The organism is Mesorhizobium sp. C432A (genome assembly GCF_030323145.1).
Classification (GTDB): Bacteria; Pseudomonadota; Alphaproteobacteria; order Rhizobiales; family Rhizobiaceae; genus Mesorhizobium.
Window position 1 is genome coordinate 2,713,413 of the sequence record NZ_CP100470.1, and the last position, 22,818, is coordinate 2,736,230.

25 protein-coding genes and 1 pseudogene are annotated in these 22,818 nt (G+C 62.7%); 11 read left to right on the top strand and 15 right to left on the bottom strand.

What is annotated here, in order from left to right; all coding sequences use genetic code 11:
- Positions 1-17 precede the first annotated feature (17 nt).
- The 3 genes from NLY33_RS13135 (at position 18) to NLY33_RS13145 (ending at position 2,240) form a co-directional block, all read left to right on the top strand.
- Positions 18-911 (top strand): branched-chain amino acid aminotransferase, encoded by an 894-nt coding sequence (locus tag NLY33_RS13135; RefSeq protein ID WP_023672023.1) that lies wholly within the window; start codon positions 18-20, stop codon positions 909-911.
- 145 nt (positions 912-1,056) lie between these two features.
- Entirely contained in the window at positions 1,057-1,371 is a 315-nt protein-coding gene (locus NLY33_RS13140; RefSeq protein WP_023672022.1) for a hypothetical protein, read from the top strand.
- Between the two features lie 230 nt (positions 1,372-1,601).
- Positions 1,602-2,240, top strand: a complete 639-nt coding sequence (locus tag NLY33_RS13145; protein ID WP_023695789.1) for an MBL fold metallo-hydrolase — start codon at positions 1,602-1,604, stop codon at positions 2,238-2,240.
- Positions 2,241-2,305: 65 nt separating this feature from the next.
- Here NLY33_RS13145 and NLY33_RS13150 read toward each other — a convergent pair whose 3' ends face one another.
- From NLY33_RS13150 to NLY33_RS13160, 3 genes are all read right to left on the bottom strand, one after another.
- The gene (locus tag NLY33_RS13150) at positions 2,306-2,731 is read right to left on the bottom strand and encodes a BA14K family protein (RefSeq protein ID WP_023672020.1); all 426 of its coding nucleotides are present in this window, start codon (positions 2,729-2,731) and stop codon (positions 2,306-2,308) included.
- A gap of 192 nt (positions 2,732-2,923) precedes the next feature.
- Positions 2,924-3,136, bottom strand: a complete 213-nt coding sequence (locus tag NLY33_RS13155) for a cold-shock protein (RefSeq protein WP_023672019.1) — start codon at positions 3,134-3,136, stop codon at positions 2,924-2,926.
- Positions 3,137-3,488: 352 nt separating this feature from the next.
- On the bottom strand, positions 3,489-3,701 hold the full coding sequence (locus NLY33_RS13160; protein ID WP_006202520.1) for a cold-shock protein: 213 nt from the start codon (positions 3,699-3,701) through the stop codon (positions 3,489-3,491).
- Positions 3,702-4,184: 483 nt separating this feature from the next.
- On the opposite strand from NLY33_RS13160, the gene NLY33_RS13165 reads away from it, so the two are divergent.
- On the top strand, positions 4,185-4,598 hold the full coding sequence (locus NLY33_RS13165; RefSeq protein WP_023672018.1) for a Kazal-type serine protease inhibitor domain-containing protein: 414 nt from the start codon (positions 4,185-4,187) through the stop codon (positions 4,596-4,598).
- 363 nt (positions 4,599-4,961) lie between these two features.
- Here NLY33_RS13165 and NLY33_RS13170 read toward each other — a convergent pair whose 3' ends face one another.
- The 3 genes from NLY33_RS13170 to NLY33_RS13180 are packed head-to-tail and all read right to left on the bottom strand — an operon-like array spanning position 4,962 to position 5,669.
- On the bottom strand, positions 4,962-5,099 hold the full coding sequence (locus NLY33_RS13170) for a hypothetical protein (protein ID WP_023683725.1): 138 nt from the start codon (positions 5,097-5,099) through the stop codon (positions 4,962-4,964).
- Positions 5,100-5,136: 37 nt separating this feature from the next.
- Complete coding sequence (locus NLY33_RS13175; protein WP_023683726.1) at positions 5,137-5,403, bottom strand: hypothetical protein; 267 nt, start codon at positions 5,401-5,403, stop codon at positions 5,137-5,139.
- A complete protein-coding gene (locus tag NLY33_RS13180) occupies positions 5,400-5,669 on the bottom strand; it encodes a hypothetical protein (RefSeq protein ID WP_023701590.1) in 270 nt (89 codons plus the stop codon). Before NLY33_RS13180 ends, NLY33_RS13175 begins: the two co-directional genes overlap by 4 nt.
- 323 nt (positions 5,670-5,992) lie before the next feature.
- Here NLY33_RS13180 and NLY33_RS13185 point away from each other — a divergent pair, with 323 nt between their 5' ends.
- Positions 5,993-6,175, top strand: coding sequence for a hypothetical protein (locus tag NLY33_RS13185; protein WP_023705895.1), 183 nt, complete (start codon positions 5,993-5,995; stop codon positions 6,173-6,175).
- A 203-nt stretch (positions 6,176-6,378) separates the two neighbouring features.
- Positions 6,379-8,013 (top strand): tetratricopeptide repeat-containing sulfotransferase family protein, encoded by a 1,635-nt coding sequence (locus tag NLY33_RS13190; RefSeq protein WP_023701593.1) that lies wholly within the window; start codon positions 6,379-6,381, stop codon positions 8,011-8,013.
- A gap of 7 nt (positions 8,014-8,020) precedes the next feature.
- On the opposite strand, the pseudogene NLY33_RS13195 reads toward NLY33_RS13190, so the two are convergent.
- A pseudogene (locus tag NLY33_RS13195) lies at positions 8,021-8,375 on the bottom strand (DUF1428 domain-containing protein).
- A 71-nt stretch (positions 8,376-8,446) separates the two neighbouring features.
- Positions 8,447-8,875, bottom strand: coding sequence for a VOC family protein (locus NLY33_RS13200; protein ID WP_023705894.1), 429 nt, complete (start codon positions 8,873-8,875; stop codon positions 8,447-8,449).
- Positions 8,876-9,095: 220 nt separating this feature from the next.
- Between NLY33_RS13200 and NLY33_RS13205 the strand changes: the two genes are divergently transcribed.
- Positions 9,096-9,710: a glutathione S-transferase family protein gene (locus tag NLY33_RS13205; RefSeq protein WP_023705893.1), complete on the top strand. Its 615-nt coding sequence runs from the start codon at positions 9,096-9,098 to the stop codon at positions 9,708-9,710.
- Positions 9,711-9,759: 49 nt separating this feature from the next.
- On the opposite strand, the gene NLY33_RS13210 is transcribed toward NLY33_RS13205, so the two are convergent.
- The 4 genes from NLY33_RS13210 to NLY33_RS13225 form a co-directional block, all read right to left on the bottom strand.
- Positions 9,760-9,933, bottom strand: coding sequence for a hypothetical protein (locus tag NLY33_RS13210; RefSeq protein WP_023672009.1), 174 nt, complete (start codon positions 9,931-9,933; stop codon positions 9,760-9,762).
- Positions 9,934-10,081: 148 nt separating this feature from the next.
- Positions 10,082-11,608 carry an ABC-F family ATP-binding cassette domain-containing protein gene (locus NLY33_RS13215; RefSeq protein ID WP_023705892.1) on the bottom strand — a complete coding sequence of 509 codons (1,527 nt, stop codon included), beginning with the start codon at positions 11,606-11,608 and terminating at the stop codon, positions 10,082-10,084.
- 339 nt (positions 11,609-11,947) lie between these two features.
- A complete protein-coding gene (gene uvrB, locus NLY33_RS13220) occupies positions 11,948-15,118 on the bottom strand; it encodes an excinuclease ABC subunit UvrB (protein WP_023705891.1) in 3,171 nt (1,056 codons plus the stop codon).
- A gap of 122 nt (positions 15,119-15,240) precedes the next feature.
- Positions 15,241-16,506 (bottom strand): hypothetical protein, encoded by a 1,266-nt coding sequence (locus NLY33_RS13225; RefSeq protein ID WP_023705890.1) that lies wholly within the window; start codon positions 16,504-16,506, stop codon positions 15,241-15,243.
- A 147-nt stretch (positions 16,507-16,653) separates the two neighbouring features.
- On the opposite strand from NLY33_RS13225, the gene NLY33_RS13230 reads away from it, so the two are divergent.
- Together NLY33_RS13230 and NLY33_RS13235 are read left to right on the top strand one after the other, a co-directional pair.
- Positions 16,654-17,700: a CapA family protein gene (locus NLY33_RS13230; RefSeq protein WP_023705889.1), complete on the top strand. Its 1,047-nt coding sequence runs from the start codon at positions 16,654-16,656 to the stop codon at positions 17,698-17,700.
- Between the two features lie 46 nt (positions 17,701-17,746).
- Entirely contained in the window at positions 17,747-18,715 is a 969-nt protein-coding gene (locus NLY33_RS13235; protein ID WP_023683735.1) for a DUF3137 domain-containing protein, read from the top strand.
- 116 nt (positions 18,716-18,831) lie between these two features.
- Here the strand turns inward: NLY33_RS13235 and NLY33_RS13240 are convergent, their stop codons facing one another.
- Positions 18,832-19,326 (bottom strand): YegJ family protein, encoded by a 495-nt coding sequence (locus NLY33_RS13240; protein ID WP_023705888.1) that lies wholly within the window; start codon positions 19,324-19,326, stop codon positions 18,832-18,834.
- A 100-nt stretch (positions 19,327-19,426) separates the two neighbouring features.
- Positions 19,427-19,942 carry a hypothetical protein gene (locus NLY33_RS13245; RefSeq protein ID WP_023705887.1) on the bottom strand — a complete coding sequence of 172 codons (516 nt, stop codon included), beginning with the start codon at positions 19,940-19,942 and terminating at the stop codon, positions 19,427-19,429.
- Positions 19,943-20,228: 286 nt separating this feature from the next.
- On the opposite strand from NLY33_RS13245, the gene NLY33_RS13250 reads away from it, so the two are divergent.
- Positions 20,229-20,861 (top strand): hypothetical protein, encoded by a 633-nt coding sequence (locus NLY33_RS13250; protein ID WP_023709078.1) that lies wholly within the window; start codon positions 20,229-20,231, stop codon positions 20,859-20,861.
- A 38-nt stretch (positions 20,862-20,899) separates the two neighbouring features.
- Here NLY33_RS13250 and NLY33_RS13255 read toward each other — a convergent pair whose 3' ends face one another.
- Positions 20,900-21,094, bottom strand: coding sequence for a hypothetical protein (locus NLY33_RS13255; RefSeq protein WP_023705884.1), 195 nt, complete (start codon positions 21,092-21,094; stop codon positions 20,900-20,902).
- Between the two features lie 782 nt (positions 21,095-21,876).
- Between NLY33_RS13255 and NLY33_RS13260 the strand changes: the two genes are divergently transcribed.
- Positions 21,877-22,815: a diacylglycerol/lipid kinase family protein gene (locus tag NLY33_RS13260; protein WP_023705883.1), complete on the top strand. Its 939-nt coding sequence runs from the start codon at positions 21,877-21,879 to the stop codon at positions 22,813-22,815.
- Positions 22,816-22,818: the final 3 nt, after the last annotated feature.

Here is a 22,818-nt window from a genome sequence, read left to right on the forward strand (position 1 = left end):
GCCCGCGGGAGGTTTCCATGGCATCCGTTCCCTTCGACCAACTGGACGGCTTCATCTGGATCAACGGCGAGTTCGTCAAATGGGCCGATGCCAAGATCCACGTGCTGACCCACGGCCTGCACTATGCCAGCGCCGTCTTCGAGGGCGAGCGCGCCTATGGCGGCGCCATCTTCAAGCTCAACGAGCACACCGAGCGTCTGCATGAATCGGCGCGCCTGCTCGGCTTCAATATTCCCTATTCCGTGGCCGAGCTCAATGACGCCTCGACCACGCTTCTGAAGAAGCAGGGTTTCCAGGACGCCTATGTCAGGCCGATCGCCTGGCGCGGCAGCGAACAGATGGGGGTGTCGGCGCAGAACAGCCGCATCAACTGCGCCATCGCCATCTGGCAATGGCCGAGCTATTTCGACCCGGCGCAGAAGCTCAAGGGCATCCGTCTCGATCTGGCGGAATGGCGCCGGCCCGATCCGCGCACCGCGCCGTCGAAGTCGAAAGCCGCCGGCCTCTACATGATCTGCACCATGTCCAAGCATGCCGCCGAGGCCAAGGGCTATGCCGATGCCATGATGCTCGACTGGCGCGGCCAGGTCGCCGAAGCAACGGGCGCCAACATCTTCTTCGTCAAGGATGGCAAGATCCACACGCCGAAGCCCGATTGCTTCCTCGACGGCATCACCCGCCGCACCGTCATCGGCCTCGCCAAGGACCGCGGCCTTGAAGTCGTCGAGCGCGCCATCATGCCTGAGGAACTCGAAGGCTTCGAACAGTGCTTCCTCACCGGAACGGCAGCGGAAGTGACGCCGGTCTCCGAGATCGGTCCGTACCGATTCGAGGTCGGCGAGATCGCCAAGACTTTGATGAACGACTATTCTGCTGCGGTGCAACCTAAGCATGCGATAGCCGCAGAATAACGAAAGTCACAGCTTTTTTCGCAAGCAGGGGCGGTTTTGAGGCCGGCCCCTTTATTTCAGCATCTGTGCATTTGACTTTCGTACAATTCAGCGTCTCATGATGGTGTCGGCCCGGGAGGCTGGCAGCTATGGAGGGACTAGGTACATGGATACGAATACGCTCATTGCGCTCGTTGTACAGGTAATTGCAGGTGTTGTCGGTGGTCAGGCGGTCGGCGTTGCGCTGAAGAATGCGGCGATGGGCCAGTTGACCAAAATCCTCGGCGGCGCGGTTGGCGGCGTTGGCGGGGCGGCGATCCTCGGCAGCCTGCTCGGCGGCACGGCCGACCCGGCAGCGGCTGCAACGGCAGCGGGCGGATTGGGCGATACGCTGAACCTCAAAAACCTGCTCGGCGGCGCCGGCGGCGGCGCCATCCTGACCGGCATCATCGGTGCGGTCATGGGCGCGATGAAGAAGTAAGCCTCTAGATCATTCACCGTTTCACGGCGAATGATCTAGTTTGTTGTTTTACCCAATTCCGGACGGAAAACCGCTTTACACTTTTCCTGGAATTGCTCGAGACTCAGGCTTCGTCAAATGGGCGGCCGTTGGGCCGCCCATTTCTGTTTTGGGACGGACTGTTTGCCTTTCAGCAGTGGACGGCCTTCGCCCGCGCCTCTACATCACGCTGGAACAGCGAAAGGACAATCATGGGTCAGCTCAATGCCGGCATCGTGCCGGTCACGCCTTTCCAGCAGAACTGCACCATCCTGTTCGACATGGATGACAAGCATGGCGTCGTCGTCGATCCGGGCGGCGACATCGACAAGGTGCTGGCGGTGCTGAAGGACAATGCGATCACCGCCGCTGCGATCTGGATCACCCATGGCCACATCGATCACGCCGGCGGCGCCATGGAGCTGAAGGAAGCACTCGGCATCGAGATCATCGGCCCGCACGAAGCCGACAAGCTATTGCTCGACAATCTCGAGAACCAGGGCCAGCGCTACGGCATTGCCGGGGCGCGCAACTGCGTGCCCGACCGGTTTCTCGCAGAGGGCGAGACGGTTTCGTTCGGCTCACATATGTTCGAGGTGCTGCACTGCCCCGGCCATGCGCCCGGCCATGTCGTATACTACAATCGCGCGGCGAAGTTCGCTCATGTCGGCGACGTGCTGTTTCGCGGCTCGGTCGGGCGCACCGACCTGCCGGGCGGCGACCATGCGGCGCTGATCGCCTCGATTAAGAACAAGCTTTTGCCGCTCGGTGACGAGATCGGCTTCATCTGCGGCCACGGCCCGGGTGGCCGCTTTGGCGAGGAGAGGCGGACCAATCCCTTCCTGACTTAGCGATGTCTTTCTGCCAAAAAAAAGCGCTGGCCTTGCGGTCAGCGCTTTTTGTGGGACAGGGAAGCTCAATTCGCGACGCAGAAATGCTGCTCACCGTCATTGCCGGTAAACGTGCCGCTGCGGGCATTGAAGCTCCGGTAGCGGTCCGAGCAGTATTCGTACCAGTCGCGGGTCCACGGCTCGGCATAGCGGTCGGCATAGACGACCCGCGGTTCGGCATAGTAACGGCGCACCGGCGCCGGCCGCACTTCGCGGTAGTCGTAATCGTCATCATAGCTGCTGTAGCGCGGCTGCGGGTTGCTCAGCGCACCGGCGATCAGAGCGCCGGCCGCAAGGCCGACGACACCGGCCGCAAGCGCGTCGCCATTATGATGACGACCATGGCCATGATGCCAGCGGTTCCAGTCCTTGGCATTGGCGGCAGGCAAGGTGGCGAGGGTGGTCGCGGCGAGAGCGGCGCCCAGGATGGCGGTCTTGAAAATGCGATTCATTTTGGTCTCCTTCGTGCCGGCCCGGATAGTTTTCGGGGATGCGGTCCAGCCTAGGGGACGATTAATAGAAGACCGTGGCTGAACGGGGGCTGAACGGAATTGGCTGATACGATCCAGTTCTTGCGGCAAAACCAAGCGCGTACGCAAGGCGCTCCGCCTCGTCAATCTCCGTCCGGACTGTCTTGAGCCGGCTTAGCCGACCGACAGGTTGACGGCCTTCGGACCCTTGCCGCGCTTGTCCGGCTCGGTGTCGAATGTCACTTTCTGTCCATCCTCCAGACCGGAAAGACCCGAAGCCTGCACGGCCGAAATATGAACGAAGACATCCTTCTGCCCGTCGTCGGGTGTAATGAAGCCGAAGCCTTTGGCATGATTGAAGAATTTGACGGTGCCGGTCTGCGGCATGGGAAGCTCCCTTTGATCCCATAAAGTCCAGTTTCGGGCCGGCAAATGCCCGAAGGGAAATTTGTCCTTTATTTTAGCGCTATCGGCAAGAGAAAGTTTTGGCCAGGGCGGCAACGCTGAAGGCTGGTCAAATAGATTGTTGCACCGAAGGCAATTCGCGCCAGACGATTGCTCCGGCGATCAGCCACGCCATGGACCGGTAGAGCGTCCTTTGCCTGCGGCGACGGCGGACATGAAAAAGGCGCGACCAGAAACGTCGCGCCTTCGAAACTCTGGACGGCTGACAAAGCCGGTTCAAACACGCTTGAGGTGCTTTTTCGAGCGCCCTGACGGGCGCGCGGGCACCGCCGGTTCAGGCCGCGCGGAGGTTGACCGCCTTCGGACCCTTGCCCATGCGGTCGGGTTCAACGTCGAAGGTGACCTTCTGGCCGTCGACGAGGGTACGCAGGCCCGAGGCCTCGATCGCGGAAATGTGGACGAACACATCCTTGGCGCCGCCGTCGGGCGTGATGAAGCCGAAGCCTTTGGTCGCGTTGAAGAATTTAACGGTGCCGGTCTGGGCCATTGGGGAAACTCCTTCACCCGTGTCAGTCTTATGGTTTGCCCGCCGCCTGGCATCGTGGGCAAGTCCCGGTGGTTGCTTCGGCAGTCCTGCATTTGCGCATGGTAAAACCCCCGCCGAAAACGGGGCCGTCAGAGATTCACAGTATCGGGGAAAGGTCGTCCAAAACGTTCCGCTCTCCGGGTCGCAAATGCCCGAACACAAAATTTATCGCACGGAAACGTGATAGTTGCAAGATAGCGCCGCGGGCCGCGTCCATCGACGCATCCCAACGAAGGCGCTTCGATAAACCTGGGTTCTTAAGAGTTCATCAGCCAGAGCCCGGCCACGCATGGTCCAGCGGTCTGGTCCAGGGCCAAACCAATGCGCGGGCCGGGCATCGCATGGCTCCCGCGCCGCAAACGGGGGTTGCATTTGGCAAGGCAATGGCGAGGATCGACAGGCGCGTTTTGCGCCGGGGACGGGGGTCTCGAGGGAGGCATATTCATGAGATTTCTTGCGACGATCTTCTCGCGCCAGGGTTTTACTATTCTCTTCCTGTCGGGTCTTCTTGCGGCCTGCACCGTCGTCGTCGATGACGGGCCGGGACCACGTCCGCGCCCGCCACGGCCGGAACCGGAATTCTGCACCAGGCAATACGAGCCGGTCTGCGCGCGGCGCGGCGGTGACCGCCAGACCTTCGCCAATGCCTGCCTTGCCGAACGGGAAGGCTACCGCATCGTTCGCGACGGCCCTTGCCGCGACGGCGGCGGTGGTGGCGGTGGTGGCGAAGAGCCGACATTCTGCACGCGCGAATACGCCCCGGTCTGCGCCCGCCGCCATGGCGAGCTGCGCACCTTTCCCAACGCCTGCGAGGCCCGTGCCGCCGACTACCGCGTCGTCGAGGACGGCCCCTGCTGATTTTTCCTTCTCCCCTGTCGGGTGAGTCCGCCGGAGGCGAATTCACCGTCCCACTGACACGATAAAAAAGGCGGCGAATGCCGGGACCCTGCGAAGCAGCGGGGACCGGGCGGGTGGACCGGACCACCCTTGGTCCTTCGCAGGCTCAGGGCGTTCGAAACTCGAAAAGCCAACAATTGGCTTTTCGTCTGCTGCGCGGACCGCTTCTCACCTCCAAGGGAAGAAGGATACCTTGTCGAGCGTGGCTTCGTCGACGTCGCGCGAGCGGCTCGACGAAGAACGTCAAGCAAGCCTCCGTTGCAGAGTTTTGCGCGAGATCGTCAGTCCATTGCTGGCAGGTACGCCAGGCGCGTCCCTGCCTTGTCAGCCCTTCGACTTCGGCTTCAGGCTGCTCTCGGCTTGCTTGACCGAGGAACCGAACGGGGAGGCGGCCTTGGCCACCACCTTGTCTTTCTTGGGCTTGCGAGTTTCGCGATTGCTGCGCTGCTGACCCTTGGCCATCTGTCTGCTCCTTCGTACGTGCTGGGTGGGTGCGGTGTCAGACGGCCGGGCTGTCGGGGACAGCCGGGGCGTCCGCCACTTCGAGGTTGTCTTCCGTGGTGACCCGCTCATAGGTCTCCTGCTCGCTGCGGATGCGATATTGCGGCGAGCCATCCTTGACCGGCAATCTGCTCTTGATCTGAAACAGCTCGGCGGTCTTCTGGGCGAGCCCGCTGCGGCTCTTCATGCGCACGGTCTGGCCGACGGCGAAGAGGTGCGAGGGCGTGTCGGTGCGCGGACGCGCATTCTGCTGGAAGCGGATCATGCTGCGTTCTCCTGGTCGCGCCTCAGCGCTGTTTCGAGTTCGAGGTAGTCGATGGCGACAAGCTGGCTGGTGGCCGGGTTCTTCACCGCCCTTGCCGGCAAATGGATGAAGGTGGCGACGCGACGCCAGGCAAGCCGCGACATGCCCTCGATCAGCTCTTCGTCGTGATCGATGTCATAGTCGCCGGCCGGCAGTTGCCCTTCCAGCCCGCTAAGCACGAAGGGTGCCGCGAAATGGGCGATGGAACGGGTGGTGCGATCCGGCATTGGCTTGGCTCTGGTTCGTCGATGCTTTCCGGCATCAACCGGGAACTCAACCATCGGCGATTGGAATGAGTTTGGCGGGTCGAGTATCTCCGACGCCGCTATATGCCAAGCTTGACCCAAAAAACGATCTCAGATCAATAATCCGAAATTGTTGGCTATTCAAGCTGATTTCCGCCACGGCTCGACCGGTATAAAAAATTTCTCGTATAAACCCCTAATAAATCTGCTATCGTGGAACAATATCAGCCAATTTCTTATTTAGAGCGCATCGGAATAATTATTCCGGTGCCCCTAAGATTATTTTTTACGAAAGGCAAAAATATATGAGATTCATGAAAACGCCGGATCGTCCGACCGCAACAATCGAGCCAATCGTCCTCTTCCCCAAGGCAATGTCAGTGCGCCTGACGATAAGAAGCGACGAAGCGGCACGGCGCAAGATTGCCGACACCGACGGCACGCAACGGCGGGAGCGCCGGCTCGCCGAGAGCAACCGGCTGATTTGAACGCTACATTTTCCTGGAATTCCTCTAGAGTTTCGAAGAGGTCCGCGCCCTTGGCGAGCCCACTCTTCCCTTGAACCTGCAGCGCCGATGGCCTAGATCGCGGCAAGCGGACAAAACACGGCAGGTTTCCCATCAACAGAGATCAGAGAAGAGCGGCGGGTGCTGGAGCTGGCGGACAGCCGCCGCTGGGCCTCGACCAATATGTGCAGCAGGCGCTGCAGCTGCATCAGGCCGGGCGCCGGCAGGAGGCCGAGACGCTGTACCGGCAGGTGCTGGCGCGCAAGGCCAATCACCCGGCAGCGGCGCATTTCCTGGGCCTGTTGCTGCACCAGACCGGGCGCAGCCCCGAAGGGCTGGAGCTGATCGAGCAGTCTGTGCGTCTGCAGCCGAAGAATCCCGATTTCCTCAACAATCTCGGCACGGTGATGCGCGATCTCGGCCGCGTTGCCGCGTCCGCCGATTTCTTCCGCGGCGCGGTCGATCTCAAGCCCGACCAGCTCGCGGCACGCGACAATCTGGGTTCGGCGTTGAAACAGCTCGGCCAGTTCGAGGCTGCGGAGGACATCTATCGCGGCACAATCGGGCGCAATCCCTTCCATGTCCGCGCCCGCATCGGGCTTGCCGAAACGTTGCAGGAAGCCGGTCGTCTGGATGAGGCGCTGGCGACCTTTCGCGAGGCGCTGACGATCCGGCCCAAGGATGCCGACCTGTTGCATGGGCTCGGCGTCGGGCTGATGGAAAAAGGCAAGCTCGATGAAGCGGCAGACCTGTTTCGGCAGGCGTTGGCGATCACGCCAGGCATGGCAAAGGCCTGGCTGATGCTGACGCAGGTCAAGCGCCAGAAGGAGCGCGACGCCGAACTCGCCGGCATGGAGGCCCAGCATGCCAAGGCGCCGGCCGACAGCCTGGCGCGCATGCAGCTGTCCTTCGGTCTCGGCAAGGCCAATGACGATTTGAAGGACTACAACAGGGCCTTCGACTATTTCGCTGAAGGCAATGCGATCCGCCGCAAGGGCATCGATTATGATCCGGTCAGGACGCGGGCCGAATTCGAGGCGATGAAGACGGTGTTCAACGCCGGCTTTTTCGAAAAGCACAAGCCAAGTGCAATCTCCGACGACACCCCGATTTTCGTCGTCGGCATGCCGCGCTCCGGCACCACGCTGGTCGAACAGATCATCGCCAGCCATCCACAAGTCTATGGCGCGGGCGAGCTCAGCATGTTGAAAACCGCGGTCGGCAAGCAATTTCCGCTGACCATGCCGGGAGGTTTCCCCTGGGGACTGGTCGATGTATCCGACGCGGAGTTTGCGGAGGCGGGCCAAGCCTATCTCGACATGCTGCATGAGCGCTATCCCAACTTCAGGCATGTCACCGACAAGATGCCCGGCAACTTCCTGCTCATCGGCTTCATCCATATGATGCTGCCGAAAGCCAAGATCATCCATTGCGCGCGCGATGCGGCGGCGACCTGCCTTTCGATCTACAAGGTGCATTTCCGCGGCGACAACCACCGCTACGGCTATGATCTGGGCGAGCTCGCCGATTTCCACAATATCTACACCGACATCATGGCGCATTGGCACGATGTTCTGCCGGGCGTCGTGCATAACGTGCGTTACGAGGATTTCGTGGCCGACCAAGAGGGACAGACGCGGGCGCTGATCGGGCATCTCGGCCTGTCCTGGGACGACAAGGCGCTGTCGTTCCACGAGACCGACCGCCCGGTGCGCACGGCCTCGGCCGCGCAGGTGCGCCAGCCGATGTATCGGGGCTCGGTCGATCTCTGGAAGCGCTATGGCGACAGGTTGAAGCCGCTGCTGGACAAGCTGGCCTGAGCAGCGGCTAAAGCTCGATGAAGGGCTGGAAGCCGCCGAAGATCATGCGCTTCATATCGAAGGGCATGGGCCCCAAATCGGGTGTCAAACGGGGATCGGCCATCACCTTGGCCATTACCGGCGTCGCGGCTTTGCCTGGACGAATAGACGGCCCAATCAAAGACGACGATCTCGTCGTCTTTTGCCTGAACGGCACGCGGAAACGAGGTCAACTCACCATAGGGCACGTCGTCGGCGGTACATTCGACATAGGCGAGCGCTCCGTGTTCCTTCCATATCGGGCCTGCGAGGTTGGCCAGCTTCTTGTAGTCATCGATATTTGCCTTCGGCACGGCGAGCACGAAACCATCGACATAGGACATTGGGTTTTCCTTGGAGTATCTCACAAAGCTCCTTACCGGCGTCAGCCGGTGAGGAGCTTTGTCAGCGGTGGTCAGTCTTTCTTCGCCGGCGCGTTCATCGCCCATTCGACCCCGAAGGGATCGCGCATGTTGCCCCACTGGTCGCCCCAGAACATCAGCTGCAGCGGCACTGCGACTTCGCAGCCGGCATCGACCGCGCGCTTCCACCAGCCATCGATCTCGTCGGCGCCGAGATGGAGCTGCATGGTATAGCCCTGCGGCTTGACGGCAGGCATGCCGTTTTCGGGGTAGAAATCGGAAATCATCAGCGTCGAGCCGTTGATGTGGAGATGGATGTGCATGGTGCGGCCCTGCTCATCGGGCGGATAGAAGAACACCTGCTCGGCGCCGAAGGCCTTCTTGTAGAATTCGGCGGCCTTGAAGGCGCCGTCCAGCTGCAGATAGGGGGTCAATCCACCGAGAACTTTCGCGGCCGGCTGAATGGGGGTCTGGTCGGTCATGTCTTGTTCCTCTTTGGGTTTGGTCTGGGCGCTTGGTCTGGCCTTTGCGAACCTCAGGACGAACGAGGCGGCGGCAATCCTACATGTCTGATGCGATTTTTTGGGCCGATGCGATTTTTGGGGTGAAATGAACTTGCGTCGGCGGCGCCCAATCAGAGCGCAATCCTCGGTATGAGCAGGTTAGAAAAGGGGACTGCTTCTCCAACCCGCTGAGACGACAATGATCCTCTATTACCAGACCCATTCGCCCTTTGCGCGCAAGGCGCTCGTCTTCGCCCATGAGGTCGGGCTTGCCGACCGGCTCGAGGTCATTCATCACGAGACCAGCCCGACCTTGCGCAATGCCCGTGTCTACGCCGAAAACCCGCTCGGCAAGGTGCCGGTGCTGCTGCGGCCGGATGCGCCGCCGCTCTTCGATTCCGATGTCATCTGCGCCTATCTCGATACGCTGCATGACGGCCGCAAATTGCTGCCGCAGGACGGCGAAGCGCGCTGGCAGGCGTTGCGGCTGCAGGCGGTCGCCCAAGGCCTGGCGCAGACGGGCATAGGCCTGCGCTGGGAGACGGAAAGGCGGCCCGAACAGTTGCGCTATGCAGCGCTTGCCGAAGGCTACCGGGAAAAAATCGAGGCCAGCTATGACTGGATCGAAAGCGCGCTGGACGCCGAGACATCGCTCCATGTCGGCCATGTAGCGCTTGCCACCACGCTGTCCTGGATGGCGTTCCGCCAGCTGCCGTCGTTTCGCGCGCGGGCGCGGCTGACGCGCTGGTTCGAGGCGTTCGAAAAGCGTCGATCGATGCAGGCGACGCCGCTGTCTGGCGATACGCATGACTGAGCAACGGTCGCCCCGCGGCGGCCTGCATCGATCTTTCCCGACCGCATGGTCAGGGCGCCCTGCAGATCCGCGGGCCGTTTTGCGCGTCGATGAGGATTTCCGGCCAGCCGATATCCTTGCGCAGTTCGATCGGCAGGGCCAGAAGCTCGCGCTCGCTGCGATAGCGGGCGCGGTTCTGTGCGTAACGGGCGGCGACGCGGCCTATGGATGACAAAATGGACATGATGCGTTCTCCTCAGATGAAGCCGGCATCATCGTGTCGGCATCCCAAGGACGCAGCAGGTTCAGCCGATCCGACAGAACGCTGAAAATATTTGCGGGAGATGCGAAAGCATGGACCGCAACACGGTGCGGCCCATGGTGGTAGTTCCTCAGCCCACCGTTTCAGCCACCGAGCGGAAGAAATCCTCGGGGTCTTCGACTTCGGTCAGCTTCCGCTTGTCGACCAGCCAGAAGCGGTTGCCGACGGCGCGGATGAAGGAGCGGTCATGCGAGGCGAGCACACAGCTCGCCTGGTGCTTGAGCAGTTCCTCCTCCAGCGCTTCCTGGCCGTCAATGTCGAGATGGTTGGTCGGCTCGTCCAGCAGGTAGAAGTTGGGGTGGGTGAGCCTGAGCGCCAGCATCATCAGCCGCGCCTTCTGGCCGCCGGACAGCACACCGATCTTTTTCTCCTGCATCTCAATGACCACGCCAGCGCCGGCAAGCAGCGAGCGGGCGCGTTGCTCGCCGACATCGTAGCGGTGCGAGACCAGGGCCAGCGGCGTGTCGTCGCCACTGATGCCGGCCAGCGCCTGGTCGCTGTAGCCAAGCACCGTCGACGGCGTCACCTTGACGTTCGGCACCGTGTCCGGCTCGGCGATGGCGTTGCGGATCAGATCGACGAAACGCGACTTGCCGACGCCGTTGCGGCCGAGCAGCACGATGCGGTCGCCCTGGCAGATGTGGCGCTTGCCGGTCTTGAACAGCAGCGTGCCGTCCGGCGTTTCCACTGCGGCGTCATCCAGCGTAATCAGCACCTTGGCATGGGTGCCGCGGTTGGCCAGCCGGATCGCGCCGGCTGATTTCTCGCGATGCGCCGATACCGCGGCGTCTTCCAGCTTCTCCGCCCGTTCCCTGAGTTGCTTGGTCTTCACCGTCAAAAGGTCGCTGCCGGAATTGATGCCGATGTTGTTGAGCTTGGCGGCCTGCTTGCGCAGTTGCTGCGCCACCTTCATGTCGCGCTCGAACCGGCGCGCCGTCGAAGCGTCCAGGTCGTCGAGCGCTTGCCTCGCCCTGGAATAGGGCAGTGCAAACACCGGCGAGTCCTCCGGGCGCAAGAACAGCGTGCGGTTGGTGACAGCGTCGAGAAAGGCGCGGTCGTGACTGGCGATGACCACCGGCACCTCGCGCGGCAGGGCGTTCAGCCAGCTTTCCAGCTGGCTGATCTTGGCGAGGTCGAGATGGTTGGTCGGCTCGTCGAGCAAAAGCACATCCGGATCGGTGACCCAGACGCGGGCGATCAGCGCCAGCCGCTGCCATCCGCCGCTCAGCGCCTGCATCGGCCGTTCGCGCATCGGCTCGGGCACGTCGAGCGAATCCAGCACCACATCGACGCGCCACATCTCGCTGTCGGCCTGCTCGGCCGGCAAGGCATCGGCCACCACCTGATGGAAGGTGCGGCTAAGAAGGGCAGGTGGAACCGACTGCTCGACATGGCCGACACGCAGGCCGCGCGTGCGAGAAATGTCGCCCGAGGTCGGCTCCAGCGCGCCGGTCAGGCATTTAAGCAAGGTCGACTTGCCACGGCCATTGGCGGCGACGATGCCGAGCCGGTCGCCGGCGCCGATGGTGAGGTCGAGGCTGGAAAACAGCGGCGCACTCATGGTGACGCCGAGGGATTTGAGGCTGATCAGGGCCATTTTGATTTCTCTGGTCTTGCCGGAGAGAACTCCGGATCCACTTTGACGGTGTGCTTGCCGGCCATCAGGCTCAGCTTTGCGCACCACGAAGGGCAGACCAAAAAAATCGAGCGGGAAAAAACCCGTGATGTCCCCGGTCAGCCCTGCAAGCGAACTCGCAGGGCAGAAATCGGGCCACGCTGACGATGGTGATCGATAGACACGCAGCCCTCCTTTCAAGACAAGACGTCGAGTGTGCGGAGCGATTACACCAAAGGCGGGGGTGGAGGCAAGTGGGCGACGGATGCGGCGGCGGTGGAGCGCTCTCCCTTCTCCCACAAGGGGAGAAGGAAAGAGGTGCTACTTCCCCGGCCGTCCCGTCTTTCCCGGCCGACGCTTTTCGCGGCGGGCGTCGGCGGGGTCTTCGTAGGAGCCGATGCCGGCGCGCTGGCGAATGATTGGCTTGGCGTCGCGTTCCTTCGCGCCCCCCTCTGCCCTGCCGGGCATCTCCCCCACTCGGGGGGAGATTGGCTGGGGCTTGGCCGGCACTTTTCCTTCGACCGGCTTTTCCGTGCGCCGCACGGTCATCTCGTCCAGCGAGTTTTTCTTGAACAGCGGCTTGGTGGCATCGCCCGGAATGCCGAAGTCGGAGCCGTGCGCCTCTTCGGCCGACTGTTTCTTGAACAGCGAGCGCGATACCGCTCCGGCCGGTGTCGGCATGTCGGTGCCTGGGCCCATGTCGTCGATCGAGGGCTTGGCGAACAGTGGCTTCTTTACCGGCACGGCGCCGTCGGCGCCCATTTCGTCGAGCGCCGGCTTGCGAAAGAGGTTGGACCGGGCAGCCCTGGCCGCCTCTTCGGCGGCACGTGCCTCATCGAACTTGCGGAACCGCTCCTGTTCCTCAGCCGTACGGTGCTTGGCCACGCCCTTGTTGTGCTTGCCCTTCTCGCGGCCCGAAACCGGGCTTTCCATGTCGGCATATTTGGCCAGCGGGTCTTCCGAGATGGACAGTTCCATCTCGCGCAGCCGCTTGATCTCGTCACGGATGCGGGCGGCCTTCTCGAAGTCGAGATTGGCGGCGGCGTCGCGCATCTGCTTTTCCATGGCGTCGAGATGAGCCTTGAGATTGTTGCCCATCATCGCACCGGCGCCGTCGGTGAACTGCGAGATATCGGCGCGGACATGGTCCTTCTCGTAGACCGAGTCCAGAATGTCGGAGATGCGCGACTTCACCGATTCCGGGGTGATGCCGTTGGCCGCGTTCCATTCCATCTGCTTTTCGCGGCGGCGGTTGGTCTCGGCCATCGCCCGCTCCATCGAGCCGGTGACCTGGTCGGCATAGAGGATGACCTTGCCGTCGACGTTGCGGGCGGCGCGACCGATGGTCTGGATCAGCGACGTCTCGGAGCGCAGGAAGCCCTCCTTGTCGGCGTCGAGGATGGCGACGAAACCGCATTCGGGAATGTCGAGGCCTTCGCGCAGCAGGTTGATGCCGACCAGCACGTCGAAAGCGCCGAGGCGGAGATCGCGCAGAATCTCGATGCGCTCCAGCGTGTCGATGTCGGAGTGCATGTAGCGAACGCGCACGCCTTGCTCATGCAAATATTCGGTCAGGTCTTCGGCCATGCGCTTGGTCAAAACGGTGACCAGCGTGCGGTAGCCGGCGGCCGTGGTGTCGCGGATTTCGCCGACGACATCGTCGACCTGGCTTTTCGCCGGGCGGACTTCGACCGGCGGATCGATCAGGCCGGTCGGGCGGATGACCTGCTCGGCGAACACGCCGCCGGCCTGTTCCATCTCCCAGGCGCCGGGTGTCGCAGAAACCGCGACGGAGAGCGGACGCATGGCGTCCCATTCCTCGAAGCGCAACGGGCGATTATCCATGCAGGAGGGCAGGCGAAAACCATACTCCGCCAGTGTCGCCTTGCGCCGAAAGTCGCCACGATACATGCCGCCGATCTGCGGCACGGTAACGTGGCTTTCGTCGATGAAGACCAGCGCATTGTCGGGGATATATTCGAACAAAGTCGGCGGCGGATCGCCCGGCTGGCGTCCCGTGAGATAGCGCGAATAGTTCTCGATGCCGGCGCAGGAGCCGGTGGCTTCCAGCATCTCAAGATCGAAGCGGCAGCGCTGTTCGAGCCGCTGTGCCTCCAGCAGGCGGCCGGCGCGCTCGAGCTCGACCAGCCGGTGCTTGAGCTCCTCCTTGATCGACTTGATCGCCTGGTTGAGCGTTGGACGCGGCGTCACATAGTGCGAGTTGGCGTAGATCTTGACGCTCTTCAGCTCGCCGGTCTTCTGGCCGGTGAGCGGATCGAATTCGGTGATCGCCTCGATCTCGTCGCCGAACATCGAGATGCGCCAGGCGCGGTCCTCAAGGTGGGCCGGGAAGATTTCGATCGTGTCGCCGCGCACGCGGAACGAGCCGCGCACGAAATTGATGTCCTGGCGCTTGTACTGCTGGGCGACGAGGTCGGCGAGCAGCGCCCGCTGGTCGAGCCGATCGCCGATCTGCATCTGGAAGGTCATCGCCGTGTAGGTCTCGACCGAGCCGATACCGTAGATGCAGGACACCGAGGCGACGATGATGACGTCGTCGCGCTCGAGCAGCGAACGCGTCGCCGAATGGCGCATGCGGTCGATCTGCTCGTTGATCGAGGATTCCTTCTCGATGAAAGTGTCGGTGCGCGGAACGTAGGCTTCCGGTTGGTAGTAGTCGTAATAGGAGACGAAATACTCCACCGCATTGTCTGGGAAGAATTTCTTGAACTCGGAATAGAGCTGCGCGGCCAGCGTTTTGTTGGGCGCCAGGATCAAAGCAGGGCGCTGCGTCTGCTCGATCACCTTGGCCATGGTGAAGGTTTTGCCGGAGCCGGTGACGCCGAGCAGCACCTGAGTGCGATCATTGTTGTCGACGCCCTCGACAAGATCCTTGATGGCGGTCGGCTGGTCGCCGGCCGGCTCGAAATCCGACACCATCTTGATGGCGATGCCGCCTTCGGATTTTTCCGGGCGGGCAGGGCGGTGCGGCGTCCACAGCACGCCGTCCTTGTGCAAGGGGTTGCCGGATTCGATCAGCGCCGACAGCGCCGCGACCGTGGCGGTGACGCTGCCCGAGGCCATGGTCTCGGCGTCTTCCAGCGAGATGTCGAGGCCGGCGACCGGATTGAGGCCGGCTGCGGTGCGTTCGCGGGCCGTGGCCGCGCCGCCCATCGAGGTGCCGCGCGAACTGCGGCCGGGCGCAGCGGACCGCTCCGGGATCTTTTTCGCGGACTTTGGCGATCTACCATCGCCCTTACCGGTGAGACGCCCTTCCTTCTCGGCCTCCTGCTCTATCTGCTCTGCCCAGTCGGCAATCGAGCCGCTCAGCGGCGTGCCGGTGAAATCGGCTTGCGGCGCTTCGGCGAAGCCGCCCTTGTGCAGGGGCTCCGAGGCATCGAGGAAATCGGTCAGCGGGCTGCGCCGCTTGGGCGGCGAAGCGCTGTTGTCACCCGCCGGAGACGGTGTCTTTTTCTCGGGAAGTTTGGCCATGCCCCAAATATGGGCAGAGTCCGCCAAAATGGAAAGAGTGCAGTGGCAAGGGACACTAAGCGGGTCGAAGCTCCTGACACAAGGGTGTCAGGAGCTGTGTCACGCAAAGCCGGGCCACCTGCTCAATTGAACCACAGCGCGAAGGTCAAAAACCCACCGCCACCGAACTGACGCTGGATCTGGTCGAACTCGCCGCTGGTCACGATCTCACCGCTCTCGAGGTAGGGCGCGATGGCCGGGCCGGTAATCGACAGCACGAGGTCGAAAGGCTTCGGTTCTTCGAAGAAACGCTTCATGTTGATGCCCTGGCCGGTGCTGGCCGTGATGCGGAAATGCGGCAGCAGCTTGCGGCCTTCCAAAAGGTCTTCGGCCATGGTCAGAGTGGCGAGCCAGGCCTCGACCTGCTCCTCGCCGACTTCGAGCCCGGTGAGCGGGTTCTCGCCCTTCTGCTGCGGTCCCGGCAACCATTCGCGGTCATTGTCGGTCTCGGCGCGGATCGCCTTCCAGTCCTGGCGCGACAGCCGGATCATTTCGAGCAGATGGCGGCGCGCCGCTTGACGTCGCTCGGGCTCGACCACCGGCCAGTTGACGAGGTGAACCATGGAGATGAAATCCGCGATGCGCCATTCCGATGAGAAGATGCTGCTGCCCATGTCCCCGGCGGGAGGCACGAGAATGTCCTGCAGCGGCAGTTTGGCGCGCGGAAACAGCATGTGGAACGAGCCGTCGAACATGGTCCTGAAATCATGCGCCAGCCAGAAATCGGCCTGCGCCATCAGGAATTCGGCATAGCCCTGCAGCCAGAAACCGTCGGCCCGATCGAAGCGGAATGTGAGCGAGGGAGCGGCGCCGTCCGACGAGATACCGCCGCGCGACAGCGCGGCCATGACCGCCGCGATGCTTTCATCCGGCGTGATACTGCCGTCCTCGTTGAGATCGATGCCGGCATGGGTGAGGTCGACGACCATGCCGATAGCGGCTCCCGCGGGCACCGAACCCAGTGTCGCCGCCGACCGTTCCAACCGGTCGCGAAAGGCGACCAGGATGGCGCGGAACTGCTCATAGGTCAGCGGTTCGGGATTGGGATTGTCCGGAACCGGCAGCCGCATCAGCGGCAGCATGAAGGATTGCGGGCTTTCGAACCCGTGGCGGTGCAGGCCGCCGGCCAGGATTTCCAGGGCGGTGAAGAATTCGCCGGCGCCGGCGGCGTAGGCTGACGCCGGATCGCCTTTCGCTGCAGACTCAAGCGTTGTGAGCGCACGGTTGCGCTCAGCCACCGTTTTGGCCTCGAACAGCGCGGTCGCCGCTTCGGGCGCGGCGGCGCGGGCCGACGATAAAGGCAGCAACAGGAGGAAGGCGGACGCCAGCAGGCCTGCAAAACGTGTCATCTCATTCCTCCACTATGCCATTGCGCAGACATTACACGCATTTGGCGCCGTGTCTGCCGGCGGCAGCGTTTCAAGGACTGACGGTCGACACTCCCCGGGCAGACCGTCTACACAAGCTAACCGATTGGGCAAACGATTGGGCGTCGCGTGTCGAACTATCCGCTTTCCTACAAACTGTCATGGCTGCCGCGCTTCCTGAAACCATCTCTCGGCGGCGATGTCCGGGATTTTGCACCGAGGGCGGCGACGACGATCATCGATCCGCCGCCGGGGCGGAAGGTGCGGCTGGCCTTTGTCGGCGATATTTCGGCGGTGGCCAACCGTAGTGCGCCGGAGTGCGATCCGGAAATCGCAAAGCTCTTGGGCTCAGCCGATCTGGTGATCGGCAATTGCGAAAGTCCGGTCGTCGAGCGGCCGAGCGTGGCGTTTGGCACGCGGCTTGGCACTCACCATGCGATGAGCGAGCGGTTTCTTGCCGCGGCGCTTGCCGCCGTAGGCATCGCGCGTGAAAAGCTCGTGCTGTCGCTGGCCAACAACCATGTGCTCGACCAGGGCGTCGCCGGTTTCGACGAGACCGTTGCGGCGTTGAAGCGGCTTGGCATCCGCACCATCGGCACCGCGAAAAAAGGACCGGTCGAGCAGGTCAAGGCCGGGCCGCTGACGATCGGCTTTGCCGCCTTCACACTGTGGCGTAATGGCGACGCCGGGCCATTCACCGAGCTTGTCTCGATGCAAAGCGATCCGGCGGCATGGCCGAGAGGCGCGGCCGACAAGAACATCGATCTCATCTGTGCGGTGCCGCACTGGGACTGGGAGTTCCGGCATTTTCCGCAGCCGCAAACGCAAACGCTGGCGAGGTTGCTGGCCGGTCACGGCGTGGGGCTGATTGCCGGGCACCACGCCCATGTCGTGCAGCCGGTGCAATGGGTCGGCAAGACGCTCGTGGCTTACGGGCTTGGCGACTTCCTCGGCACGGCGCTGGCGCGGCAGCCCTGGCCCGGCCGCATCGCCGGCATTTTCGTCGTCGATGTCAGCGCCGATCTCGGCAAGCGCGGCGCGATCGCCGGCTACCGGATGCATCCCTTCATGCGGCTGCGCGCAGGCGGGCATGAGCGGCTGGTTCCGGTCGAGGCGCTGACTGGCCGGATGAAGGGCAAGGTCGAGGCCAGGCTGAAGGCGATCTTTGGCGACTGACAACTTTCCCGTTATCATAGGTATAATAGGACTTTGCGAGGGGGCGATGGAAGCAGCTGAGTTCATGCCTGATGAAGCGGTGGTCGCCGGCATCAGGAAGAATATCGAGATCTATGAGGCTGGACGGGCTTCGGCCTACCGCCAGGTGCGCTGGCGGGTGCCGGTGTTTCTGGGGCTGCTGCTGGTTTTTGTCGTGCTGGTGGCCTGGCTGTTCAACAAGGTCGCCGACTTGAACGAGCAATGGTTCTCGACGCCGCATGTGTTCCTCTATGTCGGCGGTTTCTTCGCGGCGCTGCTGCTGTACTTCCTGGCGATCAGGCCGGCGACGCGGCTGCAGCAATCGTTCCGTGACACGCTGCTGCCGATCATCTTCGGCTTCATCAGGGATGTGCGCTATCAGCACAGCGTGACGCCGAATTCCTTCGACCGGCTGCCGCGCGCCGTGGTCGGCGCCTTCAACCGGCAGAGCTTCGACGACATCGTGTCAGGCCGCTACGAGGATTTTCCGTTCGAGCTCTACGAGGCGGAGTTGCGCCAAGGGTCGGGCAAAGGCTCGTCGACGGTCTTCAAGGGCGTCATCGTTGCGTTCGAGACAATCGCGCCGTTCCCCGGCATATTGGTCGCGACGCGCCGCAGCAACGCGGTGGTCGGTTTCTTCCGCGGCATCTTCGCCGGCAAGATGCAGGAACTGTCCAGCGGCGATCCGCTGCTCGACGGCGACTACGAATTTCGCACCGACAATGTCGCCGCCGCGCAGCCGCTGGTGAGCGGCCGGCTGGCGCAGGCGCTGAAATGGCTGCACGAGACATGGCGCGATGATCCGGCGCGGGTGGCGCTTAATGGCAGCGATGGTTTCCTGCTCTTGCCGCAGCCGAAGAATTTCTTCGAACTGCCCGCCATTTCCGTGCCGCTCGATTACACCAAGCACATCGCGCCGATGATCGCCGATATGGGCGCGATCCTGGCGACCGCGGCGCTGGTGCGCAAGATCGGCGCGACGGATGGCGAGGCCTAAAGCGCCGCGCGTCGAAACGAATTCATGCGACGCGCTTCAGGTCTTGTTTTCATGCATATCGTTGCGCCAAAACGGCGGTCCTGTTTGGGCGCATGCATTAGCCAGGCTGCCGCTCGTCAGCAGTCGAAGCCGTAGTTCTGGCGATAATATTCGACGTCTTCTTGCGCCATCGTCTTGAACATCACGCAGACGGTGAAGCTGCCGACCTGGCGACCGTTTCTGGTGTAGCCCCAGTCGGAAATATCGTCCCGGTTAAATTCGAGTTCCTGGCCGGCCACGACATTGTGCACCGCTTGCGGCTCATTGGCCAATGTTCCTGCAAAGCCGGTCGCGGTCTTGTGGAAGGGGATGATCCAGAAATGCTCCGAGGCGTCTCCGTCCCTGACCTCGACCTTCAATTTGTAGCTGGTTGTCCCGGCTGGCGGCGCATCCGACAAGGACAGGAATTCATCGAGGCTGGCGCGCGCCTGCGCAATGGCCGCCGCCATGTCCGGATCGTCCTTGGCGACGCCTACAACCTTGTCGCCGCCCTGGCCGGAATCCTGCGCACCGGCCGGAATCGGCGCCAACGCCAGCACCAGGGACAGCATGGTTCGAACTGCATGCTTCATGAAATGGCGCTCCTGCGTGTCGATGCTGACACCATCATGCATCTATCTAGAGTTTTCCACGGCAGTGCGACAGCGTGGTACGGTCCGACCGGCAGGCCGCTCACAACCCGCTCGGCACCAGGCCTGCCAGCCAGTTCGCGGACCGCTTGGCCATGCCGACCGTTGCCGACGCGACGCGGCCGAGATCTGTCTTCACCACGGCGTAGCCGTTCCTGGTGCGGTAGAGCACGCCTGTTCCGCCATCGACCACTTGCTCGTAGGCGACGGGCCGTACCGCTGCTGCCTCCATGGCCGTCGTCGGGGAGCCGACGGGAACGCTCGGCCGATGGCTCAGTTCCGGCGGCAACGGGGTTTGGACATTCCGGCTGGCCGGCTTCAGTTCCGGGCGGGATGCGGCCGCCGCCAGTTGCGAAGAAGACGCCGACCCCTTGCTGCGGCAGATGCCAGAGACCAGCGGATAGTCGAAGTTCTTCTGGTGCAGCATCTGGCTTTTCATCGCCGCTTCGCAGTCGGCGATAGTCGCCCACTTCGCCGGCGTCTCGCCGATATATTCGCAAAGCTTGGCGTCGCAGTCGCAGCCGACAATGGTCATGGCGACAAGGGCGGTCTTGATCACGGTCTTGTCCTTCGGATTGCCCCCCGGCAGCCAGTCCTTCCATCGCGCGCGAACAAGGCGGGATTTTGGCCGCGATCACGCGATGAGCCGGGGGATGCGTTTTTCGGGTACGGCTCACTATAGGTGGATTTCGAGACACCCGGTAGCAGATATGGCGGGGGCGTGATGCATTTGCAGGAAGAAGCCTGAATAAATCTTGTCGGCTATGGCCGCGACAAGTGTTTCTTGGGCCGGTTTTCTACTACGATACTCACGGGGCGATACAACAATATAGGAGGGGTTTGTCATGGGAAGAATTGTCCGGTCCGCCGAGCCTGTGCCGAAAAGGGATTCAACGCTCGAGGGCATTCCAGGCGATGCTCCGCTCGGCGTCGACGATGACAAGCAAGAAGATCAAGGATCGAAAGGCGGCGACGGCTATCTCGACCGGGTTGCGAAGTACGTGCCTGCCGAAGTCGTGGCATTTTTCATCTTCGTCAACTCCATCCTGGTCAATGCCACCGAGCAGCCGGTTGCCAAGGCGTTGACCGATGCGGTGGCGGAAGAGACCAAAGGCAATCCGGGGGACATTCCGGGTAAGGTGCAGGCAGCCATCTATAAGATTGAAATGGCCGGTATCAGCGTTTGGACAATTTCATGGATCATGTTGATCGTCGCGCTGGCGATGACGCCGGTGTATCTGAAATCGGTCAGCGATTCAGCGGACGATGCGGAGGCTCCGGGAGCCAACATCGTCATGTCGATGCTGGCCTTCCCATTCTGGGCCTATGCCGTCAACGCGCTGGCCCTCAGGCCATGGCATGACGGTGCGCTGGCCAGCATCATGCTCGCCACCTTCACGCTCATCAGCGGCGCCATACGGCCGGAATATATAAGCGCCGGCCTCAATTTGATCCCGGGCATCGGCCCGAAGAAGTAGCTTGGCCCGCCGGGCAGGTCGCGGTGCAGGGCGCGTCTTCAGTCGTAGAGGTGTTCCAGCCTGGCGCCTGCTTCGAACAGCGCCGGCAGCACGATGTGCAGCTTGCGCACGGCGACGATCAGCCCGGTGCGACGGGTGGCCGGATCGAGGAAACGGTTGGCTGAACAGCGCCCGGGCGCCTTCGGGCGGAGCGAAGTCCGCCGCCGAAAGCACGGTGAGCATGGTCGCGTCATTGCCACCGATCTCGACGAAGGACACGCCTCTGTCGATCAGGCGCGGGATCATGTCGGTGAATTGCTGACCCCGCCTGGTGATGAAGATGGTGCCGTCAGCGCCGAAATCGCGTTCCAACAAAGTATCGGCTTCTTCACGCGTCGCTTCGCCGACCGGACCCTTGGCCCAAAAGACAGTCGGCGCCGGGATTTCTCCCAGCGCCTCCCTGTCAGATCAGGACACGGTCGCGGCAGCAACTTCCGCAAAGTCGTCGCGCCATGCCGGCCTTGATTTTGACGGTCCTGCCAGTCACCGCCCGAGGACAGTGCCCGTTCCAGACCACGCCGTTCTCCACCCTTGCGAGCTTCGTTCGGCGCGCCATCGAAGGTTTTCGCCGTCCTTCATGGCAGCATCGGTCCGCCGTTGGCGTTCGCACGCTTTCCGCGGCCCCGTAGGTCTCGGCATCCGTCCCTCGAACAAGCAAGCCTGCTCTCGCTTCGGGCCGTACGGGCCTCAGGAAATCCGCCTTTTCGCTTTGCCTTTCGGCGTGGCGATCGGTAGCCGCCTGAGATGGGTTAAACTTACGCCGGGTAAGGGTTTTGGGGAATGGGCGTGAGCCTGTGGATAACGGGATTATCGGGGACGGTTTGCCACAAAGCTCGGAATTTCGACTCCAGCTGCATTAGACAGCCCGCCCGCTTTTTGGCGCCTGATCGGCTGTGCCCCTTGCTCCGCCGGCTGGCGCGGGCTTCAATGCAGGCAAAGCATCGAGCCTATCGGCTCGGTGCGGGGAGGGTGCGCATTGAAAGTCGGGGTGGTGCTCAATCCGATTGCCGGCGGCGGCCGGCTGAAACGGCATTGGCCGGAGGTCGCCGCATCGCTGAAAAAGCATTTCGGCGAATTCGAGCTGCGCGAGACGCAGGCCGAGGGCGACGCCGAAAGGCTGGCGCTCGACCTCGCGGCAAGCGGCTTCGGGCTGGTGATCGCGGCCGGCGGCGACGGCACCGCCAGCGAGGTGGCCGACGGATTGCTGCAGGCATTCGATGAGAGCGACCGGACAACCGAACTTGGCTTGCTGCCTTGCGGCACCGGCATCGATTTCGCGCGCGGACTCGGGCTGCCGAAAGAGGTGGATGCGGCGTTGAAGCGGATCGCCGAAGCCAAGGCGCGCAAGGTCGATGCCGGGCGCATCTGCTACATCGACGACCATGGCGCGCTGGCCAGCCGGCACTTCATCAATATCGCCAGCCTCGGCCTGTCCGGCGCCACGGACCGTGCGGTCAATGCCGACAAGCGCAAGGGCAGGATGTCGGCCAAGGCGCTGTTTTTCTGGCGCACCGTGGTCGAGTTCATCCGCTACCGCTTCCAGGACGTCAGGATCACCGTCGACGATGGCACCCCGGTCGAGGCGCGCATGGCGCTGGTGGCGGTCGCCAACGGAAAGTTCTTCGGCGGCGGCATGATGATCGCCCCGGACGCCGAACTCGCCGATGGCCAGTTCGACATCGTCATCCTGCGCGCGGCCGGCAAGCTGAAGCTGATCTGGGATATTCGGCTGCTCTATGGCGGCCGGCACCGCAACCATCCGGCCATCACCATATTGCGTGGCCGGAAAGTGGTGGTCGAACCTATCGGCGATGTCGAGAAGAACGGCGCGCTGGTCGACATAGATGGCGAGTCGCCGGGGCGTATACCCGCGACGTTTGAGATCCTGCCCGGAGCGCTGACGCTGAGATATTGAATC

Bases quoted from the DNA above. Each gene is read 5' to 3' on its own strand.
- NLY33_RS13135 (WP_023672023.1), top strand. From the start codon at position 18: ATGGCATCCGTTCCCTTCGACCAACTGGACGGCTTCATCTGGATCAAC.
- NLY33_RS13140 (WP_023672022.1), top strand. From the start codon at position 1,057: ATGGATACGAATACGCTCATTGCGCTCGTTGTACAGGTAATTGCAGGT.
- NLY33_RS13145 (WP_023695789.1), top strand. From the start codon at position 1,602: ATGGGTCAGCTCAATGCCGGCATCGTGCCGGTCACGCCTTTCCAGCAG.
- NLY33_RS13150 (WP_023672020.1), bottom strand. From the start codon at position 2,731: ATGAATCGCATTTTCAAGACCGCCATCCTGGGCGCCGCTCTCGCCGCG.
- NLY33_RS13155 (WP_023672019.1), bottom strand. From the start codon at position 3,136: ATGCCGCAGACCGGCACCGTCAAATTCTTCAATCATGCCAAAGGCTTC.
- NLY33_RS13160 (WP_006202520.1), bottom strand. From the start codon at position 3,701: ATGGCCCAGACCGGCACCGTTAAATTCTTCAACGCGACCAAAGGCTTC.
- NLY33_RS13165 (WP_023672018.1), top strand. From the start codon at position 4,185: ATGAGATTTCTTGCGACGATCTTCTCGCGCCAGGGTTTTACTATTCTC.
- NLY33_RS13170 (WP_023683725.1), bottom strand. From the start codon at position 5,099: ATGGCCAAGGGTCAGCAGCGCAGCAATCGCGAAACTCGCAAGCCCAAG.
- NLY33_RS13175 (WP_023683726.1), bottom strand. From the start codon at position 5,403: ATGATCCGCTTCCAGCAGAATGCGCGTCCGCGCACCGACACGCCCTCG.
- NLY33_RS13180 (WP_023701590.1), bottom strand. From the start codon at position 5,669: ATGCCGGATCGCACCACCCGTTCCATCGCCCATTTCGCGGCACCCTTC.
- NLY33_RS13185 (WP_023705895.1), top strand. From the start codon at position 5,993: ATGAGATTCATGAAAACGCCGGATCGTCCGACCGCAACAATCGAGCCA.
- NLY33_RS13200 (WP_023705894.1), bottom strand. From the start codon at position 8,875: ATGACCGACCAGACCCCCATTCAGCCGGCCGCGAAAGTTCTCGGTGGA.
- NLY33_RS13205 (WP_023705893.1), top strand. From the start codon at position 9,096: ATGATCCTCTATTACCAGACCCATTCGCCCTTTGCGCGCAAGGCGCTC.
- NLY33_RS13210 (WP_023672009.1), bottom strand. From the start codon at position 9,933: ATGTCCATTTTGTCATCCATAGGCCGCGTCGCCGCCCGTTACGCACAG.
- NLY33_RS13215 (WP_023705892.1), bottom strand. From the start codon at position 11,608: ATGGCCCTGATCAGCCTCAAATCCCTCGGCGTCACCATGAGTGCGCCG.
- uvrB (WP_023705891.1), bottom strand. From the start codon at position 15,118: ATGGCCAAACTTCCCGAGAAAAAGACACCGTCTCCGGCGGGTGACAAC.
- NLY33_RS13225 (WP_023705890.1), bottom strand. From the start codon at position 16,506: ATGACACGTTTTGCAGGCCTGCTGGCGTCCGCCTTCCTCCTGTTGCTG.
- NLY33_RS13235 (WP_023683735.1), top strand. From the start codon at position 17,747: ATGGAAGCAGCTGAGTTCATGCCTGATGAAGCGGTGGTCGCCGGCATC.
- NLY33_RS13240 (WP_023705888.1), bottom strand. From the start codon at position 19,326: ATGAAGCATGCAGTTCGAACCATGCTGTCCCTGGTGCTGGCGTTGGCG.
- NLY33_RS13250 (WP_023709078.1), top strand. From the start codon at position 20,229: ATGGGAAGAATTGTCCGGTCCGCCGAGCCTGTGCCGAAAAGGGATTCA.
- NLY33_RS13255 (WP_023705884.1), bottom strand. From the start codon at position 21,094: ATGACGCGACCATGCTCACCGTGCTTTCGGCGGCGGACTTCGCTCCGC.